At 47.7% G+C, this 20,643-nt stretch carries 32 protein-coding genes and 4 tRNA genes; 31 read left to right on the forward strand and 5 right to left on the reverse strand.

Annotated features, from left to right (window positions below; all coding sequences use genetic code 11):
• The first annotated feature begins 84 nt into the window (after positions 1–84).
• Positions 85–156: transfer RNA gene (locus JUF21_RS05815), tRNA-Asn, on the forward strand.
• Positions 157–254: 98 nt separating this feature from the next.
• On the opposite strand, the gene JUF21_RS05820 is transcribed toward JUF21_RS05815, so the two are convergent.
• A complete protein-coding gene (locus JUF21_RS05820) occupies positions 255–1,046 on the reverse strand; it encodes a DNA/RNA non-specific endonuclease (RefSeq protein WP_239061338.1) in 792 nt (263 codons plus the stop codon).
• A 219-nt stretch (positions 1,047–1,265) separates the two neighbouring features.
• On the opposite strand from JUF21_RS05820, the gene JUF21_RS05825 reads away from it, so the two are divergent.
• Positions 1,266–1,338, forward strand: a tRNA-Thr gene (locus JUF21_RS05825).
• Positions 1,339–1,464: 126 nt separating this feature from the next.
• On the opposite strand, the gene JUF21_RS05830 is transcribed toward JUF21_RS05825, so the two are convergent.
• The 4 genes from JUF21_RS05830 to JUF21_RS05845 form a co-directional block, all read right to left on the reverse strand.
• A complete protein-coding gene (locus tag JUF21_RS05830; protein ID WP_203663441.1) occupies positions 1,465–2,616 on the reverse strand; it encodes a site-specific integrase in 1,152 nt (383 codons plus the stop codon).
• A gap of 307 nt (positions 2,617–2,923) precedes the next feature.
• A complete protein-coding gene (locus JUF21_RS05835) occupies positions 2,924–4,186 on the reverse strand; it encodes a hypothetical protein (protein WP_203663443.1) in 1,263 nt (420 codons plus the stop codon).
• A 133-nt stretch (positions 4,187–4,319) separates the two neighbouring features.
• A complete protein-coding gene (locus JUF21_RS05840; RefSeq protein WP_203663445.1) occupies positions 4,320–5,024 on the reverse strand; it encodes a lipoprotein in 705 nt (234 codons plus the stop codon).
• A 72-nt stretch (positions 5,025–5,096) separates the two neighbouring features.
• Positions 5,097–5,801, reverse strand: coding sequence for an XRE family transcriptional regulator (locus JUF21_RS05845; protein WP_203663447.1), 705 nt, complete (start codon positions 5,799–5,801; stop codon positions 5,097–5,099).
• A 156-nt stretch (positions 5,802–5,957) separates the two neighbouring features.
• Here JUF21_RS05845 and JUF21_RS05850 point away from each other — a divergent pair, with 156 nt between their 5' ends.
• From JUF21_RS05850 to JUF21_RS05990, 29 genes are all read left to right on the forward strand, one after another.
• The gene (locus tag JUF21_RS05850; RefSeq protein ID WP_203663449.1) at positions 5,958–6,206 is read left to right on the forward strand and encodes a helix-turn-helix transcriptional regulator; all 249 of its coding nucleotides are present in this window, start codon (positions 5,958–5,960) and stop codon (positions 6,204–6,206) included.
• On the forward strand, positions 6,207–6,923 hold the full coding sequence (locus JUF21_RS05855; protein ID WP_203663451.1) for a phage regulatory protein/antirepressor Ant: 717 nt from the start codon (positions 6,207–6,209) through the stop codon (positions 6,921–6,923).
• Positions 6,924–6,936: 13 nt separating this feature from the next.
• Positions 6,937–7,143 (forward strand): hypothetical protein, encoded by a 207-nt coding sequence (locus tag JUF21_RS05860; RefSeq protein WP_203663453.1) that lies wholly within the window; start codon positions 6,937–6,939, stop codon positions 7,141–7,143.
• Positions 7,144–7,330: 187 nt separating this feature from the next.
• A complete protein-coding gene (locus JUF21_RS05865) occupies positions 7,331–7,645 on the forward strand; it encodes a DUF771 domain-containing protein (RefSeq protein WP_203663455.1) in 315 nt (104 codons plus the stop codon).
• A 100-nt stretch (positions 7,646–7,745) separates the two neighbouring features.
• Complete coding sequence (locus JUF21_RS05870) at positions 7,746–7,928, forward strand: hypothetical protein (protein ID WP_203663463.1); 183 nt, start codon at positions 7,746–7,748, stop codon at positions 7,926–7,928.
• A 114-nt stretch (positions 7,929–8,042) separates the two neighbouring features.
• Positions 8,043–8,285 (forward strand): hypothetical protein, encoded by a 243-nt coding sequence (locus JUF21_RS05875; protein WP_203663465.1) that lies wholly within the window; start codon positions 8,043–8,045, stop codon positions 8,283–8,285.
• A 108-nt stretch (positions 8,286–8,393) separates the two neighbouring features.
• The gene (locus JUF21_RS05880) at positions 8,394–8,795 is read left to right on the forward strand and encodes a siphovirus Gp157 family protein (protein WP_239061430.1); all 402 of its coding nucleotides are present in this window, start codon (positions 8,394–8,396) and stop codon (positions 8,793–8,795) included.
• Positions 8,796–8,807: 12 nt separating this feature from the next.
• Complete coding sequence (locus tag JUF21_RS05885; protein WP_203663475.1) at positions 8,808–9,515, forward strand: AAA family ATPase; 708 nt, start codon at positions 8,808–8,810, stop codon at positions 9,513–9,515.
• Positions 9,515–10,072: a DUF669 domain-containing protein gene (locus tag JUF21_RS05890; RefSeq protein ID WP_203663477.1), complete on the forward strand. Its 558-nt coding sequence runs from the start codon at positions 9,515–9,517 to the stop codon at positions 10,070–10,072. Before JUF21_RS05885 ends, JUF21_RS05890 begins: the two co-directional genes overlap by 1 nt.
• Positions 10,073–10,094: 22 nt before the next feature.
• On the forward strand, positions 10,095–10,283 hold the full coding sequence (locus tag JUF21_RS05895; protein WP_125753735.1) for a helix-turn-helix domain-containing protein: 189 nt from the start codon (positions 10,095–10,097) through the stop codon (positions 10,281–10,283).
• A 10-nt stretch (positions 10,284–10,293) separates the two neighbouring features.
• Positions 10,294–11,190, forward strand: coding sequence for a replication protein (locus JUF21_RS05900; protein ID WP_203663479.1), 897 nt, complete (start codon positions 10,294–10,296; stop codon positions 11,188–11,190).
• Positions 11,174–11,596 carry a RusA family crossover junction endodeoxyribonuclease gene (locus tag JUF21_RS05905; RefSeq protein WP_203663481.1) on the forward strand — a complete coding sequence of 141 codons (423 nt, stop codon included), beginning with the start codon at positions 11,174–11,176 and terminating at the stop codon, positions 11,594–11,596. Before JUF21_RS05900 ends, JUF21_RS05905 begins: the two co-directional genes overlap by 17 nt.
• A 12-nt stretch (positions 11,597–11,608) precedes the next feature.
• On the forward strand, positions 11,609–12,073 hold the full coding sequence (locus JUF21_RS05910) for an endonuclease (RefSeq protein ID WP_203663483.1): 465 nt from the start codon (positions 11,609–11,611) through the stop codon (positions 12,071–12,073).
• Positions 12,074–12,084: 11 nt separating this feature from the next.
• On the forward strand, positions 12,085–12,777 hold the full coding sequence (locus tag JUF21_RS05915; protein ID WP_203663490.1) for an N-6 DNA methylase: 693 nt from the start codon (positions 12,085–12,087) through the stop codon (positions 12,775–12,777).
• Positions 12,778–12,796: 19 nt separating this feature from the next.
• Entirely contained in the window at positions 12,797–12,901 is a 105-nt protein-coding gene (locus JUF21_RS05920) for an acetyltransferase (protein ID WP_203663493.1), read from the forward strand.
• 97 nt (positions 12,902–12,998) lie between these two features.
• The gene (locus tag JUF21_RS05925) at positions 12,999–13,565 is read left to right on the forward strand and encodes a DUF1642 domain-containing protein (RefSeq protein WP_203663495.1); all 567 of its coding nucleotides are present in this window, start codon (positions 12,999–13,001) and stop codon (positions 13,563–13,565) included.
• On the forward strand, positions 13,549–13,767 hold the full coding sequence (locus JUF21_RS05930; protein ID WP_203663497.1) for a hypothetical protein: 219 nt from the start codon (positions 13,549–13,551) through the stop codon (positions 13,765–13,767). Before JUF21_RS05925 ends, JUF21_RS05930 begins: the two co-directional genes overlap by 17 nt.
• Positions 13,757–14,164, forward strand: coding sequence for a hypothetical protein (locus JUF21_RS05935; protein ID WP_203663499.1), 408 nt, complete (start codon positions 13,757–13,759; stop codon positions 14,162–14,164). The genes JUF21_RS05930 and JUF21_RS05935 overlap by 11 nt, the downstream gene beginning before the upstream one ends.
• A complete protein-coding gene (locus JUF21_RS05940) occupies positions 14,161–14,385 on the forward strand; it encodes a hypothetical protein (protein WP_203663501.1) in 225 nt (74 codons plus the stop codon). The genes JUF21_RS05935 and JUF21_RS05940 overlap by 4 nt, the downstream gene beginning before the upstream one ends.
• Positions 14,372–14,740 (forward strand): hypothetical protein, encoded by a 369-nt coding sequence (locus JUF21_RS05945; RefSeq protein WP_203663503.1) that lies wholly within the window; start codon positions 14,372–14,374, stop codon positions 14,738–14,740. The genes JUF21_RS05940 and JUF21_RS05945 overlap by 14 nt, the downstream gene beginning before the upstream one ends.
• 106 nt (positions 14,741–14,846) lie before the next feature.
• Positions 14,847–15,356: a hypothetical protein gene (locus JUF21_RS05950; RefSeq protein ID WP_203663505.1), complete on the forward strand. Its 510-nt coding sequence runs from the start codon at positions 14,847–14,849 to the stop codon at positions 15,354–15,356.
• 310 nt (positions 15,357–15,666) lie between these two features.
• Positions 15,667–15,724 (forward strand) — tRNA-OTHER (locus JUF21_RS05955).
• Positions 15,725–15,880: 156 nt separating this feature from the next.
• Positions 15,881–15,953 (forward strand) — tRNA-OTHER (locus JUF21_RS05960).
• 158 nt (positions 15,954–16,111) lie between these two features.
• Complete coding sequence (locus JUF21_RS05965; RefSeq protein ID WP_203663507.1) at positions 16,112–17,014, forward strand: DNA adenine methylase; 903 nt, start codon at positions 16,112–16,114, stop codon at positions 17,012–17,014.
• Positions 17,015–17,031: 17 nt separating this feature from the next.
• Positions 17,032–18,180 carry a GcrA family cell cycle regulator gene (locus JUF21_RS05970; RefSeq protein WP_203663509.1) on the forward strand — a complete coding sequence of 383 codons (1,149 nt, stop codon included), beginning with the start codon at positions 17,032–17,034 and terminating at the stop codon, positions 18,178–18,180.
• The gene (locus JUF21_RS05975; protein ID WP_203663517.1) at positions 18,173–19,174 is read left to right on the forward strand and encodes an adenine-specific methyltransferase EcoRI family protein; all 1,002 of its coding nucleotides are present in this window, start codon (positions 18,173–18,175) and stop codon (positions 19,172–19,174) included. Before JUF21_RS05970 ends, JUF21_RS05975 begins: the two co-directional genes overlap by 8 nt.
• The gene (locus JUF21_RS05980) at positions 19,161–19,487 is read left to right on the forward strand and encodes a ribonucleoside-diphosphate reductase (RefSeq protein WP_203663519.1); all 327 of its coding nucleotides are present in this window, start codon (positions 19,161–19,163) and stop codon (positions 19,485–19,487) included. Before JUF21_RS05975 ends, JUF21_RS05980 begins: the two co-directional genes overlap by 14 nt.
• Before the next feature lie 12 nt (positions 19,488–19,499).
• Positions 19,500–20,219 (forward strand): hypothetical protein, encoded by a 720-nt coding sequence (locus JUF21_RS05985; RefSeq protein ID WP_374706440.1) that lies wholly within the window; start codon positions 19,500–19,502, stop codon positions 20,217–20,219.
• On the forward strand, positions 20,212–20,547 hold the full coding sequence (locus JUF21_RS05990; protein WP_027111658.1) for an HNH endonuclease: 336 nt from the start codon (positions 20,212–20,214) through the stop codon (positions 20,545–20,547). The genes JUF21_RS05985 and JUF21_RS05990 overlap by 8 nt, the downstream gene beginning before the upstream one ends.
• Positions 20,548–20,643: the final 96 nt, after the last annotated feature.

The raw sequence follows: 20,643 nt of genomic DNA on the forward strand, positions 1-20,643 counted from the left end.
AACACAGAAGTTAAGCTTCTCTACGCCGAGAGTAGTTGGTGGGTGACTGCCTGCGAGGGTAGGAAGCTGCCGCGCTTTTTTTATTCCGGATTAGCTCAGTGGTAGAGCACCTGACTGTTAATCAGGGTGTCGTCAGTTCGAGCCTGACATCCGGAGCTAAGAAAGCCAGCCTGTGAGGCTGGTTTTTTTGTAACCATCATGTATTGACTCGCATCTTTAACCAAAAAACCGCTGGGCTTACGTCCAGCGGTTGCTTATTGCTCGGGAACGGAAATACTGTGATCGACAACGCTGCGGCCCGTTGCATAGTCGTAGCGGATATCGGATTGGACATTGAATATGTAAACATTGAAATCCAGCCCACCGTCTGATTTGGCCTGCAGCCAATAGCCTCGAGGCATTAGGTCGTTGCCGCGAAAAACGGTAGTGACCCGGTAAATGACTTTGGCGCCATCTTCAAGAGCCTGGCGAACTTGCTCCTCGTAGGGTTGCATGAGGACTTGATTGGCAAATTCGGTTTGCGTGGCCAAGTTCTTGGGGTTATCACTCGAGCCCAGCGCGCCAGCTTGGTAGTGGCCGTCGACGCTGAGGTTGCCGGACAGGGTGTACGCAATCAGATGGCCACGGTTTTGCCGGTTGACACGTTTTCCGTCGATGACGGTGTAGCGGTTGTGCCAACCCGTCGGTTCAAAATACTGGCTGGGCCGCCCTGCCGAGTGGATCAAGGTTTGCCGGTTGAGGTAACCCACATTGGTCGTGGTGCGGTTCAGGTGGTCTAAATTGCCATAAATGATGCGAGGGCCTGCCCAGTCGCGCATGTTCAGTTGTGCATTGCCGCGGTTAACGGTGATCACCGGAGCGGCGCCGGCTTGGTAATCCAAAGCGGCCAGCTTTTGGTAGTCGCCAGGTTGGTTTTGGCTTTGAGTTGTGGTCGCCGGTTGCGCGGGCTGGTTTGAGTTATGTTGTTTGGCCCCCCAAGCGACCAGACTGACGATGACCGCAACTGCGACCCCCAGAGTCCGGGCGCTGCCTTTTCTTCTTGCCATCTGCATCCTCCTTAGACCAATAGTTTAGCATAGCAGCCGGGTTTGGCTGAACTAACTGGGTCAATCAGCAAGATGGCTTAGCGTTAATGATGCGATTGACAGACCAACCGTTGAGATAGGGCAGTCCCGCCTGGCCTAACCGCGGCCAGTAATGCTTAAAAAGGGGTTTACACCGCCTTTTTGCTCCTGTATAATTACGTTTGTTGTCATGAAACTTATGCCGTCTTAGCTCAGTTGGTAGAGCATCGGTATCGTAAACCGAGGGTCGAAGGTTCGAATCCTTTAGACGGCATTTGTATCACTTTGTTGCTTTTTGTTGAACGGATAAACGTTGATTTAGCGGCGTTTATCCGTTTTTGTTTTCCGTTGTTTTCCGTTGTTTTTAATACTCGTTGGCCAAATATTGGCCAGTTTCAACCTAAAGCGCGTCCAGTGCTGACAAGGCTTTGGCGGCTTCCCGCGTTCGCTGATCGTCAAGCAAATGGCCATATACTTTCAAGGTGATTGACACGTCAGCGTGGCCAAGTCGCTTTGAAATATAGTAGATGTCGACACCTTGGGCAATCAAATAGCTAACATGCGAGTGCCGGAGACCGTGGAATGTAATCTGCTTGTCTTCTGGAATACCAGCGTGTTTCTCGATGGTCTTTAATGCCTTGTTGCACGCGGCATCGGTTGGAACCGTGTGCATGTACGTTCGCAGGACTAAATTCAGGTCATCGCGATAACCGGTTTTAACATTACGTTCTGTCTGTTCACGATGAACACGCGCCATGACCTCGAAGAACGTCGATGATACTTCCACATCGCGGACGGAGCTTTCTGTTTTTGTGGGGGCAAAGTTCTTATCGTGGTGATAGTCCCATGACTTCTTGACGTGCACCATACCCGCTTTTTCATCTATATCAGGCCACTGCAAGGCCAGCACCTCTGACACCCTTAGCCCAGTCATAGACGCAATATACACAGCTACTGCGCCAGTTCTTGATGCGTGAGCACGCTCGACGGCAATACGCTTTACAGCGGCAAAATCGGCCGCCTGGAGCACCTTAATTTTGCCACTCGTTTTCTCTCCACGGACAGTAGCACCAAACGTAAAGTCGGTGTAGATAAGCTGGTTATTGATTGCCGACTTCACCATAGACCTTACATAACCATTCATCTTAGACACGATGTCACGGCTACGCTTGTGTGGCCGCTTCAAGTCTTTACCTTCTGCAAAGTTGTTTAGAAACGCCTGCCATTCCATCGGCTTAATTGACTTCAAGGATCGTCCAGCAAATTCACGTTCCAAGTGCGACCGCAGTAGCCGATAGCGATATTCAGTGTTAGGCGACTTATCGCCAGACTTGTAGGCGTCTATCCACTTATCCCAGTAATCAATAAACGAAATATCATCGTTGACCGGGTTCGCACCGTGAGCAAGCCGAGTCTCGTATTCACGTGCCGCATTAGTGGCCATCGCCTTTGTTGAAAAACCGCCTTCTTGTATTTTCTGTGTTGTACCGCTGGCGTCCTGATACTGAATACGAAACTGCCACTTGCTACCGCGTTTCCGAAATGATGCCATGATTTCACCTCCGTGTGCTATACTGGGGTACGCAAAGAGCGCACTCCGCCTGAGCATTTGTTTGTGCACCTACCCATGTCCGCCAAGATGAGGGGTAGGTGTCTTTCTTATTGACTTGTTAAATGGGATAGTTCAGGATAAGTGTCAAGGAGGGGATATCATGTTTAGACTGATAACTGCATTTTCTGGGTACATGATGATTATTTTCTTCGTCGCCGCAATCCTTTACTATCCTCTTGCAAAATGGTTACTTCGATATTCAAAAGTAAAAAATTACATGCTGGTTTCAGTTGCTCTCACAGTCAGTCTAGTTATCGTGATCAGTTGTGTCAGAATCTACATCTGAGTTATTAATATCGGGCTCGTCCTTTTTGGAGGCCTCTTTTTTTTGCTCTGCGCGGTACTCGTCGACTTGTTTTTGGAGTGCCTTTGTTGCTCGTGCTGGTAGTTCAATACCTAGTTCAGAAATCGGAACGCCAGTTTCTTTTGCTAAATTGTATGCCTTCGTTTCATTATTTAACGTTTTTGTGTCATCATCTACACGCGCCTTTTCTAGTTTGGCATCTTGATCTTTATTTTCGCGAATTTGCTCCGCAAAACCTGAGCTTTTAAAAGTGAGCTTGCCATTTTCGTAAGTTACCTCTCCCCCAGCGTAGCCTACAACACCAACACAAAAAATTAGGGCAAAGGTGACTGCGCCGGCTAATAATTTATGAGTTGTGCTTTCCGCTGGGCCAGGAGACTGAACGTTAATTTTTATTTTAAGATCGCTGTCTGATCCAGTCAGAGTGCCGTTAATATCCGATAGAAGGTAGAGAAATTGGCCCAATGGACCGGCGTTTATGTCGGTGTCTGCTGTAACGTGATAGGTAAGGTGTAGTTCGCTCTCATCTAGTACGTATGCATCGAATACTGCCCGATTGATAACAGCAGCATAGTCGTTGACAATGCTGATTGTGTGTTGTGAAAAAATCATCTTATACAAAGAAGAATCGGCGTTGTCACGGCTAAACCTTCCAATCCAGTCAACATCTAGACGCTTTTTATAACCCGATTTGAGGTATCTCGTCAATTCGTTATCGTTATCAGATGTGGGGTCGACCTCATGAGGTTCGCTAGTAATTCTTCCAACAAGGAATAGATTTGAGCCTTTATTTGGAACTATGACTATGTCGCCAATATGTAGTTGATTCGTGAACCTCAATAGCTGACTAGTCATACTAGATATTGCCACAGAAGACTTTATGTTGCCTTCATCGCCTTCTTCGGTGGCTTGTAGTAATTCGTCTTCAAGGTCTTTATCAGTTGACTTGTCACCAGAAATTAAATTGGGGTGGTGTTGAGCGATAATGTTTTTCATCACATCAACTGATCCGTTAGTTGATTTTATTTCGTCTAGGGTTACTTCATTCCAACCAATTCCAATGTAACTGTTTATTGCGAAGTCGGTGTAGAAATCTCCCTTGTTGGCTCGGACAAGCCAATAGGTTGCGGCTGATGATAGATGGGGAAGGTCATCCAAAAACTCTTTAAGATCAATGGTCAAGGGCGTCTCGTTAAAACTATCCATATTATTCCTCCCACCCTCTCCGGAGGGCTTTTTCGCGTCCAGTTTGGACGTAAGCCCGCGGCCCGAGTTGCACGGGCCTGATACTGCTACGGGTTAGTTCAGTACGAACCCAAGTAAAGGGAACGGCGCTTGTCTACTTGTATATGTTGAGCACTAAACCAACATTCTTTTCATCGGCACCATAGTAAGTAACGCCCGCGATTTTCTTTTTAAATTTGCTGCCGTCTTTTGAAAGCGTATGAATGACCCGATTGATTTCATATGGTTTGGCATCAAAGGCTACGCCGAGGTTAGATACTGTGTTTCTAAAAACACTAGTACTCTCTTTATCTGGCTGAAAGTTAGAGACACTTACGCCAACGATTTGATCATCATCGACTGACAGCGTGAGTTCTACACCCTTGGATCTGAAAGTGCTTTTACCATTCTTTAGAGTATCTGGCAGATGAATATAGCTGCCATCTAGTGTGTAGGTATTTGGGTACTCGGTGTATGGTTCCAAAAATTCATCTGTGCTTTCAATCGGGCTGGTCTTAGGAACTGTAATTGTTGATGAGCGTTTGAATTCTTGGTTGTCGGCGACAGTGACTTTGTACGGACTAACGTGCTTTGAAAGGCTAACATAGTATTCGCCTTTCTTATTTGGAGTCTTAGTTGCACGTTGGATCGTTTGACCAGGGACTTTCCAGTATACATGTTCAGATTCAGATTTTATCGTAAGGTCATAGCCATAACCCGCCGCAGTTTTCCCAGATACATCCATGGTCTTTGTACCACAAGCCGTTAGTGAAAACGCGGTAAGCACCGTTACCCCCAAGACGAATATCTTTTTCATCATTCATACCTCTGTTCATCAAATTTCTGTCGCAACGCCCACGGCACGTCCTGCCCGTGCCTGCTGCTTGGTGGGTTAGTTCAGCACAACACCGATGATGCTGACATCTTCGGGATCGATATATCTGTCGGGATACTTGCCATTCAGTGAGTGTAGCACAATTTTCTTTTGCTGGTAGTCGCGGGACACCTGCTTGAACGTGACGCCCTCGTCGGCCACACGGACAACGGCCAGATCGCCATCGTCTATTGTGTCTTGCCAGCGAACAAATATCTGCGAGTACTTCGGGTAGTCGGGCTCCATTGAGTCGCCTTCAACGGTCACGATTTCATCTGCACTAGCTGGGATGTCGTCAACATTGACACGCGTCCTACGCACCTCAGCGTCCTGTGTGGCGCCATCGATAGGAGCACCGGCAGCTGTACCGCGCCCGCAAACAATCTCACGCTGTTCTGGGAACGGGAGGACATTCTCGTTTTGCTGTTGCTTGAGCTGATCCTCCGCATAGGTGTACACGTTCTGCTGGCGGGTAGGGTGGAGCTGGACTACAGTGTCGTGAATATTTTCTACCAATCCGGTAGACTTGAGGCCCATAAGAGTCTGGGGCTTAACGCCAAGCGCGAGTGCCACCTTAGCAACGACTTCAATAGGTACCTTTTCTATGTCTCCCTTTTCATATCGGAAGACCGTCGATCTCGAGACACCAATTGCGTCAGCGAGCGTGTCCGCACTAATCTTCTTTTGCTTTCGGATAATTCTCATACGTTCTCCAACATTCATACCTGGCACCTCCTTTTGTCTTAATTATAATGACGTGTCGCAAAATTGCAACGTAAAAAAGTCGCGAAAATGCGATTTTTGTGTTGACAACTCGAACACCTCGGATTAAGATTAGTTCATAAAGTCGCAGGAATGCGACAGAATGGAGGAACGCAAATGCTACATGTAAACCTTGACAGATTAAAAGGGCTGATGACGGAACGACATGTCACTCAAGAGTCGCTGGCAGAGTCGCTTGGTGTTGCAAGAAGCACCTTGTTTCGTAAAATGCAACGTGGCGGACAAGATTTTACCGCACAGGAGATTTTCAAAATGATGGAAATAATTCCTTTGAGTGAGCAGGAGGCAATAGATATTTTTTTGACTCAAAAAGTCGCATTAACGCGACAAGAGGAGGCAGTATAAATGAATGAACTAGTAATCATGCACGACCGGCAGGCAGTCACCACCAGCCTTCGGATCGCGGAAGTATTTGGAAAGCAACACAAGGATGTGCTTGAAGCAATTGGAAATCTCGCAGCGGAAAATTCCGCCGCCAAATTCTTCGCTGCTGGCACATATGAAAATCGTGGCAAGCAGTATCCGATGTACTACATGAACAGAGACGGCTTTACCTTGCTGGCAGTTGGCTTCACTGGTAGGCGAGCACTCCAGTTCAAGATCAGTTACATCAACGCGTTCAACAGCATGGAGACACAGATCAAGACGGGCTATGTGATCCCTGGCAGTTATGCCGAGGCTTTGAAGCTGGCAGCTAGTCAGGCTGAGCAGATTGAAGATATGAAGCCTAAAGCTCTGTTTGCAGACGCAGTAGCCACCAGCCACACAACGATTTTGGTCGGCGAGTTGGCAAAGCTGCTGCGGCAGAACGGCGTAGACATTGGCCAAAATCGACTATTCAAGATGCTGCGTGATCAAGGGTATCTGATTAACCGTAAAGGCAGCGACTGGAACATGCCAACGCAGCGGTCTATGGATATGAAGCTGTTCCGGGTCAAGGAAACCACCATTGGGCACTCTGACGGATCGGTAAGCATTAGCAAAACAGTAAAGGTGACCGGAAAGGGCCAGCAGTATTTTATCAACAAGTTTCTGCGGACTAACGAACCACAGACAGCCTAAGGAGGCAGTATAAATGAATGAACGACAACAAAAAAAGAACTTCACCCAAATGGTTGTACAGGCGGGTGAAGTCCCAACAGTAAAACTAGCCAAAGGCCAAGCGGCTAAACCTCAAACTCTTGCCAAGGGAGCTGTTCGACGTAAACCCCTGAAAGAAAATTCACAATATCATGGCGTCCCAAATATCGAGGCCCTTGGGAAGAATCTTCCATCAAAATAATCGGACGTGGCAAGTTATGCGGCGCAGATGTCTGACTCGCAGAGAGAGTGCCTTGCGTCAAATAACCGCTTTTGACTTTCAGAACAGTAAAAGTGACGCCTTGTTCCTTCACCACGGCAGCACTGAATCTCATTATTTATCACCTCCTTCCCGAGGTGAATTATCTCACAAAAAGGAGGCATCAGATATGCCACCCACATTAGACCTGATGCCATTAATTCAGGAGGCAATCAAAACAGCTGTAGATCGAGCCGTTGCCGACCAGCTCAAGCACGAACCTGACTACCGCCGCTGGTGGTCAGCGAAGGAAGTGCAAGAACGCTATGGCATCACGCCAACCTGGCTGAGTGAGCACATCCTCAACCAGCCGCGGTTCCAACGACAACTTGACGGGTTCGCATTCAACTACCATGGCCAGATGGGCTGGCGGTTCGAGCCACTGGCGTTCAGCGAGTTCATGCGTAAGGAGTTCCGCAACATAGCGAAGGAGGCTAAGGCATGACGATAAGTATCTTGCATTTGGTTGGCGCACTGCTGGCCGCCGGCATGATAGGCTGGCTGATCGGCATCGTGGGAACGCACAAAGAGAAGGGGTGGTTGCGTTGAGCAATGACGGATATGCGAACGACGATCCGGCGACGATCTATCCACCGGATGTGGACTGGCAAGATGAGCCTATCGACCCCAGCCAAGAGTACTGGGTACTCGGTGACGACATCGTGCGTGACAGTCAGCTGTACGACTATCTGCAATGGGAGAAGGGAATGAAGCCTTATGAACCTTAAAGCATATGAGAAGCTGCGGCGTTTGCGCTGGTATGCTCACAGTCTGGGATATGTATGGCTTGAGAAACTGATCGCCAATAAGATGAACGAAGCACTCAAAGGAGGAAAATAACAATGCTAATTTACTTGACCAGTGAAGAGATTATGGAGGAACTACTGAAGGACGTTATTAATGCTAGGGACTATGTCGACCGTGCCGAAGGCGATGACTCATACTTGGCCGGCCGGATGGTGCAGGCGACAGACACGTACACGCGTCTGATCAACCTGAATGAGAGCAAGCACCGGGAGGCCATGGAAGACTTCGAGGCAAAACAAAAAGCCGCTGATGCTGAAACATCAACGACTGACAAATAGAAAGGAAATTAATCCATGGACACATTATACAGCATTGACCAGAAGATTGCAGAACTGTCTGAAAAGTTCGCCAATGGCGACATCGACGAGTAAACGTTTACCGATAGCGTGGATTCGATCGTTGACGGCTCATTGCAAGAAAAGCTAGTTGCCTACACACACGTTGGTGAGAACGCAAGAGCCCTGGCAATGGGCCAGAAGGAAAAGGTAAAGTCCCTCACCCAGCGGATGAAGAGCAATGAAGCCTTAGCCGACAAGATGTTTGAGATTGTGCTGGATCGCATGCTGGAATACAAAATTCCGACCATTGAAACTGACGACACTTACATCCGCGTCCAGAAGAATGGCGGAAAGCAGCCAATTGTCATCGACAAAGACAGTCTACAAGCGGACGCATGGAAGCAAGTATCCCAACCTGACATGGACAATATCCGCGAGCGACTGGAAGCGGGAAAGAAGATTGTTGGTGCCGAATTAAAACCGCGCGGGAATCACTTGGTAATCAAGTAGGGGGTGCGATAGATGAAACCAATTAAACATGCCGAATCAATCGACCGTACTACTAAGTGGCGAGTGTTGATCTATGGCAAGCCGGGTGTCGGCAAGACGTCGGCGATTCGCAATCTGAAAGGTAAGACGCTGGTACTAGATTTGGACGACAGTTCCAAGGTACTTGCTGGTGCGCCGAACATCGACGTACAACCATTCGACCGGAGTAAGCCAAGCGAAGAATGGAAAGATTTCCTGACTGGCCTAGCTGAGCGGCTCGCAGGATATGACAATCTGGTCATCGACAACGTGTCAGCGTTCGAGAAGGACTGGTTCGTGGAGCGTGGCCGTGCCAGTAAAAACGGCATCGGTAATGAGATTCAGGACTACGGTCAGTGGACGAATTACTTTGCCCGCATTCTAACCACGGTGTTCATGGACGCGCCGATTAACGTGCTGGTGACCGCATGGGAGAACACCCGAGACATCACTTCGGAGACTGGCCAGCAGTTCAGCCAGTATGCACCGGCAATCCGTGACAGCGTGCGGGACGGCTTATTGGGCCTGACAGACGTTGTGGGGCGTGTTGTCATCAATCCCAAGACGGGCGGTCGTGGCGTCATTATGGAAGGCACGGACGCAGTCTACGCAAAGAACCGCTTAGACAATCGGACATTAGTTTCGATCAAAGATCTATTTGAATTTGGAAATCAACAATCAAGCACACAGGAGGGCAAATAATGGCTATTACGATGGATTACTCACAGGCATCAGAAGGCAACGGGGACATCCAAGACGGCGTTTACGAATGCGTTATTAACCACTTTGGATTTGATAACTTCAAGAATCGTGAGTTTATCAAGTTCGATCTAATCGTACGTAATGACGTTCCGCAAAAATATCAGAACAAGCACATTTTCGACAACCAATATCCAAAGAAAGACACTGGAGAATATGCAATGGGCTACTTGTTCATGATTGGTAAAAATGCTGGCATTCCAGATCATAAAGCGTGGGCTGATCTTGCAGCAATGCTGCGTGATTTTGCGGGACATGCCGTTAAGGTGACCGTCAAGAACGAAGAATATAACGGTAAGACCTATCCACATATCAAGAAGTGGGAGCCAACCGCTTTCCCACAACTTCAGCACCGTTGGAAAGACAGCAAAGATGCGTCTTCTTCAAATTCTAATCCATCTTTCGGCACACCGGCACAAGCAAGCCAAGCCAATACGGCCGATCCATTTGCCAAAGACGGACAACCTATTTCGATCAGTGATGACGATTTACCTTTCTAACTAAAAGTGAGTGTGAATAACTATGACAGGATATGAAATTCGTAACCGTCGTTTGGCGCTGGGCTTGTCGCAATCAGAACTGTCAGATAAGTCCGGCGTGCCCCAGTCAACTATCTGCACAATCGAAACAACAACACGCAACGCAAAGATGAAAACCCTGAACGCGTTAGGCAAGGTGTTAGGCTTTCGTGTCGTGATCGAATGGAAGTAGAGGTGATTGCATGGCAGACGGAGGATGGATCAAGGTATATCGGAAAATACGCCAGTCCTTCGTATGGACTGACGCAAATCAGTTAAAGCTATGGTTGCTGATTTTGATGAAGGCATCTCATGATGGCAATCGCTTCCTATTTAATGGTCAGCAGGTGGACGTGTCCAGCGGTCAATTCGTAACCGGGCGCGATGCAATAGCATCGGAGTTCAACGCAGGGGCAAAGCCTGTCCAGCGCGTGTCCGGGCGTCAACTATGGAGATGGATAAAACTTTTTGAAAAAGAGCAAATGTTGTCCATCAAATCGAACACTAAATACAGCGTTATCACTGTGATTAGCTGGGGTGAGTATCAAGAAGATGACCAGCGATTGTCCATCACTAGTCCATCAAGTGTCCATCAAGTGTCCACAATCAAGAATGCTAAGAATGCAAAGAATGCTAATAAAAGAGATAGTCAGCATCCCCGCAAGCGGGAATATGCTGACGACTCCCCGGAACTGATCGAAGCGACCTACCTCTGGGAGAAAATCAAAAGCAACAATCCAGAGCACAGGAAGCCGAACCTGCAAGCATGGGCTGATGACATTCGAAAGATGCACGAGATCGACAAGCGACCATTCGACAAGATCCATCGCATGATCGACTGGTGCCAGTCTGATACGTTCTGGCAAACGAATATCTTGAGTGTCGCTAAGCTGCGTGAGAAGTACGACACCATGAAGGCGCAGGCTAACCGGTCATACATCTCAAGACGTGCGCCTGCGAGAAAGGAGGCCGTTCCAGAGTGGATGCAAGAAGGCTACCATCCGCCGAAGCAAGAGGTCAGCGCAGAAGATAAAGCGGAGCTAGCGGAGAAACTCAAGAAATTAGAACAACTTAGGAGTAGAAATGCAACCAGCAGTTAAATTAACTATTCCCGGTGAACCGGTTGCTCAAGGACGGCCTAGGTTTTCTCGGCGAGGAAAGTATGTAAGTACGTATGATCCGCCCAAGTCACGTGGCTACAAAGAATATATTAAGCAGATTGCACGGCAGGAGCTCAATATTGAGCCTATGACGGGTCCTATCATGATAAACGTGAAAGTATACAGGGGCATTCAAAAAGCCGGTAGCAAGCTCACTAAGCGGCAAAAACAGGACGGCATCATTAGGCCAACTGTTAAGCCGGATGTAGACAACTACTACAAGTCTGTATCAGATGCGCTTACCGGTATTTTATGGGAAGACGACAACCAAATAGTCGAAATCCATGTGGGCAAATGGTACAGCGATCAACCACGTGTTGAGATTGAAGCAGAAGAGATCGATTAAGGAGAGAAAATCATGAATAAAAAATTGACATTTACAGTAACTGTTTTAGCAGGACTTATGTTTGGGGCAGGTGCGACAACCATTGCTGACAGTGTTTGGCAAGGCCACCAGAACATTGTGGAAACAAAAAACAATATCGACAAGCTGACGGCTAAGATCAACGCTTCACAATCTAGCCTGTCCGATTTGCAACATCAGTTGTCTGACGCGCAGGCACAGTATGCGGCACTCAAACGGCAATACGACAACGATATGGCAAGCAAGGACACCCAGATTCAGCAAAAGATCGTTGAAGGTCAGCGAGCAGTCGCCCAGAAACAGGCGGAGGTAGATGCTAAGCAGCAGACAATCAATGACCTTACATCACAGTTAGAAGCCGCCAAACAGGCAAATAATGACTTATCACAGGCCATCAAAGACGCACAGAGTATCAAGGACTATTCCGATCAGGCTGTGAAGTCAGTCAGTGCGAAATGAGAGGCACACAAATGACGACCAAATTCACAGCAGATGTCGTTCACAAACTGTTAGGTGTTCGCGAGGCACAGCAGGCACCAGCAGCATTGATGAACATTGTCATGGATCAGCAAAAGCGTAACGAGCTTTTTAAGCAATTCCTAGATGTTAGCACAGACGTATCACATGACTGGTTCTCAGAATATTTCATGAGTGTTCAAGCTGACCGCAAAGGCAAGAAACAAGATTTCACCCCTGAAAGCATCAGTAAGCTCGTGAACATGCTCGTTGGATCGAATGACAGTAGCGAGTATTACGAGGTTGCTGCTGGGACTGGCTCAATGATGATTCAACGATGGCAACAGGACCGCTTGAAGCACATGCCGTGGGATTATCGGCCAAGCATGTATTTTTACCATCTGGAAGAGCTTGGCGACAGTACGTTGCCGTTTTTGATATTCAATTGTGCCATTCGCGGCATGAACGCAACAATTGTTCACGGCAACAGCCTGACACGTGTTGCTAGACAAGTATATTTCATTCAGAACGAAGAAGACGACTATTTGCATTTCAGCACAGTGAATGTGATGCCGCACAGCAAAGACGTTGAACAAGAATTTGACATTCGACAATGGCTAGAGCCTGAGAAAAATCACATTGAATCAATAGAGATACCCACAAGATACAACGAAGCCATTCAGAAATTAGCAGCGGGAACTGAATAAATGTAATGGAGGCTGACCAATGGAGTCAGAAGTAGACGATGTTTACATCAGCCAAGTGACCGGTGAGCCAGTTTACGTGGACATCAAAGGAACTTTGTACAAGCTTACGAAAGTAGAGGAATAAAAATGAGAGAAGAAATCTGTTTTTGGTGGGGATGTGCATGCGCGATATTCATCATGGTACTCAGCGATTCGGCATGGGCAATCGGGAGGAAGCAAGTATGACAGATGAAGCAAAGCTTTACGTCGTGCGGAACGACGATGGTGAATATTTGATGGATCCAGCTTTTGCAGCATGGTTTCCTGGTTGGACAGATGACATTACTACGGCCGATATGTATGAACACAAAGAAGCGGCGGAGGAAACAGCCAATGAATGCGATGGCCATGTGGTCGAGCTATTAGAGGCCCCGGCGAAGGTCGTGGTGAGCGAAGAGGAAGCGGAGATTCTCAAGAAGCTTGACCGTGAAATTCGCACTAAATCTACAGGATATAGTCCATGGAAGTGGTTGAGCAAGCTAGATGACTTAGGTATGGCAGTGGAAGACGCGTATAAGGCGCTTGCCATCGGCTGGACGGTCGAGAAGCCGAAGCGGTGGAACGTCAAGGTGCCACATAGTCGGTTCTATTACTGGAAGTGGAAAGACGATGCAATCGGCGTCGGGTCTGGTGAAGATGACGATGTGCGCGGAGTAGAACCTTATCGTTTCACCGACGCCGAAGTTGAGCGCTACGGGTTGCAAGACTGCGAGAAAGAAGAGGTGACTGACGATGGCATGGGTTGTTAGAGGCGAAGAAGCCGGTATCATTGACTATTACTTTGACAACTTGTCTAAGCGCCACAAGGCCGTTGTTGGAGACTTCGCGGTAACAATGGGAGATCCTCTTTATCGCTTCAAGAGTGAGGCAGAGGCAGAAACAATTGCCATGAATGTTTATTACGATGGCGAAGACATGTATCCGTACGAGGTGACTGACGATGAGCAATGAGACGAAGCGGGACGTGTTCGAGGACATGAAATGGGAATTAATTAGGAACTTAGCAAACACGATAGACCAGAACGGCGGACTAAGGCCGCTGGAAGATGCCACTAAGGTAGGGGAAAATTATGCTACCCGTTACGCCGATGCCCTGTCAGATGATCTGCCGGTGATTCCCAAAGCGGTAGGCGAATACATCAAGCGCTGGAAAGCGGATCTACTTACCGAACCGCTGTTCGTAATTTTTTTAACCATTCAGCACAACATGAATATAGATAACCCGCCAGATTTTGAGGCTGAGAATTGGATCGTAGACCATGGCGATACTTTCTCCCGCGCGTGGCTGGACGGTGTCTGGCGCGTTGAGGAAACCGGAGAAATCGTGAAACTGGAGGCGGAGAAATGAAACAGCCTGAAATAACAATTACCAGGGTGAAGAAATACAATGCGGCTTGGAACCAGGTGATCTGCCTTGATGGCGTACCAGTCGCAATTGCTAAATCGAACAATCGGGCGTCAGAAATTGTCGCTTACCTGATGGGCAATCGATCATCCGATGTTAATGACAACGGCCTGCGACACTATCTAGACCGAGCAATGGAGGTGGCCAAGCATGACGAAGACTGAAACGGTGAGTGCGGTTATATGCGACATAGAGGCAGAGGGACTACGGCTGACAGGCAACATCAATCGGAATGTTGACCGCATTGTCGGGACAAATTTGCTGGCGTGGGAGCGCAGGTTGCAGCAGGCGTACTGCCACCTGGAGGAAGACTACGACATTCACACAGGCCTAGATGGTGACCGCTACCAGCTACTGACTGGCCGTGAGCTAATCGCTGGACTGGCCGATGACGCGATGCAAGACGAACAGCTCAAAGACTCATATGCGTTCGTTGGCGGCATCGTGCCTAACCGTAAATACAAAGCATATCTTGACGACAACGCCGGGGCGCTGAGCGGCGAGTGGGAGGAAGTATGAGCTTATATGATTATCTTGGATTCAAATTCTGGTTAGAGATCGCTGCTACAATCATTGGATTAACCGCGCTAGCTATCTGGCTAATTTACAACTGGTGGCATGATCGTTGATTGCCGTCATGCTGTTCATAGCCTTGGTGGGCGTGTGGTTCTGGGCTAATTGGGAAAGGAGTGATGCGCAAGTGAGAAAGACAACAGCTAGTGCTGTGAGCCCGTGGGATTATGAAGCGTCTGTGGCCGAAGCTGACAATGTGCTAGAAGACTATCGCAGGCGAAAACAAAGGTCACGGGTCAAGGCTTCTATCCAGTCGCCATCACTTGACGGTATGCCAAGATCATCATCAATCGGCAACGTTATGGAAATAAAGATTACCAACCATTTGGATGATGAAACGTACGTAGAAGTCTGTGAAAAGACAATCGAGTGCATCGAAGATGATGCTCGGCGAAACATACTGAAGGACTACTACATTAAGCAACCAATTGCCGTAGAACTGTTGATTGCGGATTCTGGATATAGTAAAGCCGGATACTACCTAGCCCTCAAGGATGCTCTTTACACGTTTGCTAGTCTATGGCCAGCTGGTGATCACGGACTGCTGGTGAATCAAAAGTAGACAAACGGTAGACAAAGACTAGACAAAGACTGGACATCTACCCTGAAATTGCATGTTATTATTGTATTGTGCCAAAGGTGAGAACCGGCGGTGCTTCCTTCTTTCATTTTGTGATGTTCCAACCCGATTCGCGGTGATCATGCCTCCGTGGATAGGTAGCTCCGATGTGGAAGCCGTGCATGGCTGCCGGTTCGATTCCGGCACGGAGCAGTTCGGGCCCGAAAGGTTACCCAGAACGTAATGTGCTGTATCGCTTGTTACGGCTAGAAGCCACTCAGTCTGTTGAGGGAGCGATAAACAGCCGGCACAGAGGCCAGTAGCCCAGTAGGTAGAGCCGTGAGTCGCGGGTTCAAGCCCCGTCTGGTCTCGTTGTCCGATTTAGTGACCGGACATAGCTTGCGACGATCCCGTCTGACGGGGGAGCGAGCAATACAAATGGCCGGTGTAGGAAGACACGCTTACATCGGATGGTGGCGCCACCCTTAGCGGCCTAGCGCGGTATCTAGGATTCGTGTCAACAAGGAGTGAGAGTAGCTAAGTGGAAAAGCGCCCCGTCATCAGGCGGGCAATGCGTGGGTTCGATTCCCGCCTCTCACATGGAGTATGCACCGGAATATGGCACTTCACTATGGTGAGGTGCTATTTTTGTGCACTTAAATGGGGTGATCCCACGAAGATGATAAAAACTAGCTGCGGATACATGACCGCCAAAGAGTTGGCAATGATCTGTCGTGTTAGTAAACAAGAGGAAAAAATTGAAAAATTCAGAAAAGTGGATGCGTGGCCTACCGTACGTCGGCAACAAGGGCCAAAAGGCACAGCAAATCATTGACCTATTGCCATCTGGTGGACGTTTCATAGACGTGTTTGGCGGCGGTGGGAGTATTAGTTTACACGCATGTAACAGCGGTAAGTGGGACGAAGTGATTTACAATGACCGCCGTAAGACCGTGGTTGAGCTGCTTAAAACGTTGCTCACAGGTAACCCGCACCTTGACCTAACTAAATACGTCTATATGACCCGCGATGAATTTTTCGATTGGCGGGATAACCAACCTGATTCCATCGAACGGACGCTTATACTGACAGTTTGGAGCTTCGGCAACGGATGGGGGACATACCTTTGGGGGAAGAAAATCGAAAAAGAAAAACTACAACGGACTCGGGCACTATTTTTTGGGGATACTGGAACAAAACTAGATGGCCTTTATTCATATGCAAAAAATGAAACCAGCATTGCGGGGAAATATAAGATGTTTCACAAGTGGCGGCGCGAGGAGATGAATATTGGCAGTCGTTATGACCTCCTCGACCAACTGGCACGACTGCAACAACTCGAACAACTGGAGCAACTCGAACAACTGGAGCAACGCGAACGGCTTGAGTATTCAACGCTGGATTATCACGACCTAATCATTCAACCAGATGATGTTGTCTATTGTGATCCGCCTTACGTTAACACCGGCGAGGACTATGGCGGGTGGAATCTAAGTGCCTTCTACGCATGGCTTGCGAAATGTCCGGCAAAGCAAATCTATATAAGCGAATATACGAAGCTGCCTCATACCGAGGTGGCTTTTAATTTGGGTAAGAAACACAGCCTGACGGCCGTTGGAACACGACGGGAGGAATTGTTGCTGAGGTACGTAAAACAGTAAGTTTCGGAGGCGAGTAGATGCAATGGACAGATGAACAGATCGGAACGATGCGCAAGCTCGCCTCCGAAGGCTTTACAAGACGCGAGACAGCAGACAAGATGGGACTGAGCTATAACGCCATAAAGGCGAAGTCGCACAGGCTCGGAATTGAATTCCAGCCGCCCGTGACGAACGAGTATGATTCAGACGGCACACAGTCTAGCGAGACGATCCTGAAGGTCGTCAGGGGCCACAAAATGACGCCTAGAGAGGTGCTAGAAGCCCACGGGTATGACTACACCAAGTGGGAGCTTGTACGCGCCACAAGCAATTTCTGGAAGCAGACGCCAGAAGCTACTCTGTACCAAAGCAAGATACAAATTAGACCGCTGGTTGATGCGGAACAATATGAATCCCTGATGAATGACATCATCACACACAAGGAGCCGTATCAAGCTAAGGCTCCTATTTTTGTACCATCAGAACGATATCTTGTCGTTCCCGCATTTGACACGCACTTCAACGGGCACACATTTGATATTTACGCAGAGTCCTTGAAGCGGCAGCTAGATATCATACAACGTGGCCATTATGCAAAGATATTGCTCATTCTGGGTGGTGACTTAGCCCACGTGGACAATATCAACTCGACCACAGCAAAGGGCACACAGCTCGAAACAACCGACCTAGGCGAGACTGTGAATGAAATGGAGCAATACTTCGAGACACTGATTGAAGCGATTATTAAGAACGCCAATGAGTGTGAGGTCATGTATTGTGCCGGAAACCACGACCCGTCAGTTGGATATATGTTTGCGCGTCTATTGAAACGTGCCTACAGCAACCAGCCGAACATCACTTGGGACATATCGCTGAAGCATTACAAAGGTGCAATGCTAGGCCACAACTTCATTGGTGCCACTCACGGAGACAAGGGCAAGAACAACTATCTGGCCAAGTATCTTGATGAGTTTGGCTTCATGTTAGGCACAGCACAGAACCGCGAGCTATTTACGGGTCATCTGCATTCAGAGATGAGCAAAGACCTAGGCGGGTTCGTTCAGCGTCAAGTATCGACACGCAAGCCAACTGACAAATGGACTGATGATATTGGCGTGGTTGCTCACAAAACGTTTGAGCTGGTCGAATACAGCGATCATGACACGAGGGCGATCTACTATGTCTAAAAACATATTGCAAGCCGCACAAAAGAATAAGAATGACGAGTTTTATACGCAATATGAAGATATTGAAGCTGAGATGAACGCTTACGTAAAATTCAATCCCACTGTATTCAAAGACAAGACAATCATGTTGCCTTGTGATGATCCTGATCGTTCAAATTTTGTTAAATACTTTGTATCTAACTTTAGGCATTTTGGATTGAAAAAATTAATTGCTACTTCTTACAGGATGAATGCACATGGCAAGAAGTTTGTTTTCACAAAAGCGGGGATTGATAAGAAACAACTAGATGGAAACGGAGATTTTAGAAGCAAAGAAGTTACCGACTTGCGAAACGAAGCCGACATAATTATCACCAATCCTCCTTTTTCACTGTTCCGAGAATTTATGGAATGGGTGCATCCAGAGCTTAGAAAAGTCCTTGTAATTGGGAATATAAACGCTATCACCTATAAAGAAATATTCCCATTGATTCAAGAAAACCAGTTGTGGATTGGCGCACGTTCCATGAATCGAGATATGTATTTCAATGTGCCAAGAGAATACCAAAAGTGGTTGGTCAAAAACAAAAAGGATGGCTCTGCGTACAAAAAAGTAAACGATGTTGTTATGGGAAGACTTGCTTCCGCTTGCTGGTTTACGAATATTAATCATGGCCGCCGTCACCAGCCCCTTAGTCTCGTGACCATGGCTGACAATATTAAGTTTAGTAAGCACAAACAGGTACGCGGTCATGAATACGTACACTACGATAACTACGATGCGATCGAAGTTCCTTTTACTGATGCTATTCCGAGTGACTACGATGGCGTTATGGGCGTTCCGATTACCTTTCTCGACAAATACAATCCAGATCAATTTGAGATTGTGGAAGTTACAGATGGCAAGAATCTTGTACAAAGGCCATGTGGTGGGGCAAAGATTGATGGCAAAAATCTATATTGCAGAATATCAATAAGACATCGCCGATTGAGGTGTACTTATGAGCTCAACTAATGCGATGAAGCGAGTCGGATATGGATATGTGAGCAACATGGAGCGTTCAATCATTGAGAAATTATCGAGAGAAGAGAAACACATGCACGCGATCATTTATACCAAACCAAACTGTGCCAAGTGTCGCATGACATCTAACCTGCTGTCTCGTGCCATGCCAGTCCAAACAATCATGGCTGGCGTGGACGACTACGAGCGGTTCCGCAAGCAAGGCTACAAGTCCATGCCAGTCGTCACCGTGTACAAGCCAGATGGCACGCGCGATCAATGGTGCGACATGAGGACAGACAAGATCAACCAATACAAACTATAGGAGGTATCATACATGTTTACAGCAATTAAACGACCAAAGGAATATACCGCAATCAAGGTACCAGATGACTGTGAAGATGTCGGCAAGTTTGTAAGTGAGCAGTTTAAAGAAAACAACATTCCACTTGAGGTTACTGTTCGCTATGATCCCAATGCCGTTACTATGATTGAAAACGATCAACATCATCCACGTCGGGTTCATGTGGGCGATGTGATTGTGGATGATCACGTTGGGGATTATGGACATGTAGTACATGCAATGAGTCAGGAAGAGTTCGACAAGACATTTGAAACAGCTAATCTAACCGTTACGTTAGATGCAAACATTGAGCCACTTATGGCCAAACTGGACAATATCAGGAGCGCGGTCGAAACCATTAAGATTGACGCAACACGGGATGTTTCACCAACATTTACCGCATACGGTTTATGCGACGCCAAGCCGATCGAAGGCACATCAATCAGCAGGCCTAAGCAGCCACATGTGCGTATCGATATTGATAATATCCACGACGCGCCTCACGTCTGGATTGATGGTGAGCGCGTGGATGACATGCATGGAAATAAAAAGCCAACTCTAACGCGTGTATATGTCAACTGGCGCACTGACAATGGATCTGATATGCAAAGCGGTAAACACGAGTTTGTCGTTCAGCATTACGAACTTGATGATAATCACGTGCCTAAGGAGATCAAGACCGGGGAACGCTCGATCACTGACAAAGATGACTAACACATCTTATACGGGAGATGTTCATAGCCACGCTGGTCGTGCACACTTCTATCGCTCAGCTGAATGGAAAGCATTGCGCGAACAAGTTCTTGAACGTGACCACTATGAATGTCAGTGGTGCAAAGCAGAAGGACGCGTGACTACTGGCAATGACATGACACTGGAGATTGACCACATCAAGACGCTAGAGGAACGTCCAGACCTAGCGCTTGATCCAGATAACCTACGCACACTCTGCCGCGACTGTCACAACAAGCGACACGGACGATTCAATTACAAACGTTTGGGAAGACCCAAAAATCCGTATGCCAACGATGAGAGATGGTAAAATAACATACCCCCCGGGTCAAAAAATTCAATGCCATTTTGAAATTCGGGGACCGGTGGACGGGCTCGTCTTCCGCAAAAATGTTTCTTTTTTCTC

It is taken from the genome of Lacticaseibacillus sp. 53-4 (assembly GCF_016861805.1).
Classification (GTDB): Bacteria; Bacillota; Bacilli; order Lactobacillales; family Lactobacillaceae; genus Lacticaseibacillus.

Bases quoted from the DNA above. Each gene is read 5' to 3' on its own strand.
- JUF21_RS05850 (WP_203663449.1), top strand. From the start codon at position 5,958: ATGCTACATGTAAACCTTGACAGATTAAAAGGGCTGATGACGGAACGA.
- JUF21_RS05840 (WP_203663445.1), bottom strand. From the start codon at position 5,024: ATGATGAAAAAGATATTCGTCTTGGGGGTAACGGTGCTTACCGCGTTT.
- JUF21_RS05945 (WP_203663503.1), top strand. From the start codon at position 14,372: ATGACGAAGACTGAAACGGTGAGTGCGGTTATATGCGACATAGAGGCA.
- JUF21_RS05915 (WP_203663490.1), top strand. From the start codon at position 12,085: ATGACGACCAAATTCACAGCAGATGTCGTTCACAAACTGTTAGGTGTT.
- JUF21_RS05865 (WP_203663455.1), top strand. From the start codon at position 7,331: ATGCCACCCACATTAGACCTGATGCCATTAATTCAGGAGGCAATCAAA.
- JUF21_RS05940 (WP_203663501.1), top strand. From the start codon at position 14,161: ATGAAACAGCCTGAAATAACAATTACCAGGGTGAAGAAATACAATGCG.
- JUF21_RS05890 (WP_203663477.1), top strand. From the start codon at position 9,515: ATGGCTATTACGATGGATTACTCACAGGCATCAGAAGGCAACGGGGAC.
- JUF21_RS05925 (WP_203663495.1), top strand. From the start codon at position 12,999: ATGACAGATGAAGCAAAGCTTTACGTCGTGCGGAACGACGATGGTGAA.
- JUF21_RS05970 (WP_203663509.1), top strand. From the start codon at position 17,032: ATGCAATGGACAGATGAACAGATCGGAACGATGCGCAAGCTCGCCTCC.
- JUF21_RS05910 (WP_203663483.1), top strand. From the start codon at position 11,609: ATGAATAAAAAATTGACATTTACAGTAACTGTTTTAGCAGGACTTATG.
- JUF21_RS05855 (WP_203663451.1), top strand. From the start codon at position 6,207: ATGAATGAACTAGTAATCATGCACGACCGGCAGGCAGTCACCACCAGC.
- JUF21_RS05895 (WP_125753735.1), top strand. From the start codon at position 10,095: ATGACAGGATATGAAATTCGTAACCGTCGTTTGGCGCTGGGCTTGTCG.
- JUF21_RS05980 (WP_203663519.1), top strand. From the start codon at position 19,161: ATGAGCTCAACTAATGCGATGAAGCGAGTCGGATATGGATATGTGAGC.
- JUF21_RS05860 (WP_203663453.1), top strand. From the start codon at position 6,937: ATGAATGAACGACAACAAAAAAAGAACTTCACCCAAATGGTTGTACAG.
- JUF21_RS05820 (WP_239061338.1), bottom strand. From the start codon at position 1,046: ATGGCAAGAAGAAAAGGCAGCGCCCGGACTCTGGGGGTCGCAGTTGCG.
- JUF21_RS05930 (WP_203663497.1), top strand. From the start codon at position 13,549: ATGGCATGGGTTGTTAGAGGCGAAGAAGCCGGTATCATTGACTATTAC.
- JUF21_RS05885 (WP_203663475.1), top strand. From the start codon at position 8,808: ATGAAACCAATTAAACATGCCGAATCAATCGACCGTACTACTAAGTGG.
- JUF21_RS05845 (WP_203663447.1), bottom strand. From the start codon at position 5,801: ATGAATGTTGGAGAACGTATGAGAATTATCCGAAAGCAAAAGAAGATT.
- JUF21_RS05985 (WP_374706440.1), top strand. From the start codon at position 19,500: ATGTTTACAGCAATTAAACGACCAAAGGAATATACCGCAATCAAGGTA.
- JUF21_RS05935 (WP_203663499.1), top strand. From the start codon at position 13,757: ATGAGCAATGAGACGAAGCGGGACGTGTTCGAGGACATGAAATGGGAA.
- JUF21_RS05920 (WP_203663493.1), top strand. From the start codon at position 12,797: ATGGAGTCAGAAGTAGACGATGTTTACATCAGCCAAGTGACCGGTGAG.
- JUF21_RS05875 (WP_203663465.1), top strand. From the start codon at position 8,043: ATGCTAATTTACTTGACCAGTGAAGAGATTATGGAGGAACTACTGAAG.
- JUF21_RS05990 (WP_027111658.1), top strand. From the start codon at position 20,212: ATGACTAACACATCTTATACGGGAGATGTTCATAGCCACGCTGGTCGT.
- JUF21_RS05900 (WP_203663479.1), top strand. From the start codon at position 10,294: ATGGCAGACGGAGGATGGATCAAGGTATATCGGAAAATACGCCAGTCC.
- JUF21_RS05905 (WP_203663481.1), top strand. From the start codon at position 11,174: ATGCAACCAGCAGTTAAATTAACTATTCCCGGTGAACCGGTTGCTCAA.
- JUF21_RS05830 (WP_203663441.1), bottom strand. From the start codon at position 2,616: ATGGCATCATTTCGGAAACGCGGTAGCAAGTGGCAGTTTCGTATTCAG.
- JUF21_RS05975 (WP_203663517.1), top strand. From the start codon at position 18,173: ATGTCTAAAAACATATTGCAAGCCGCACAAAAGAATAAGAATGACGAG.
- JUF21_RS05835 (WP_203663443.1), bottom strand. From the start codon at position 4,186: ATGGATAGTTTTAACGAGACGCCCTTGACCATTGATCTTAAAGAGTTT.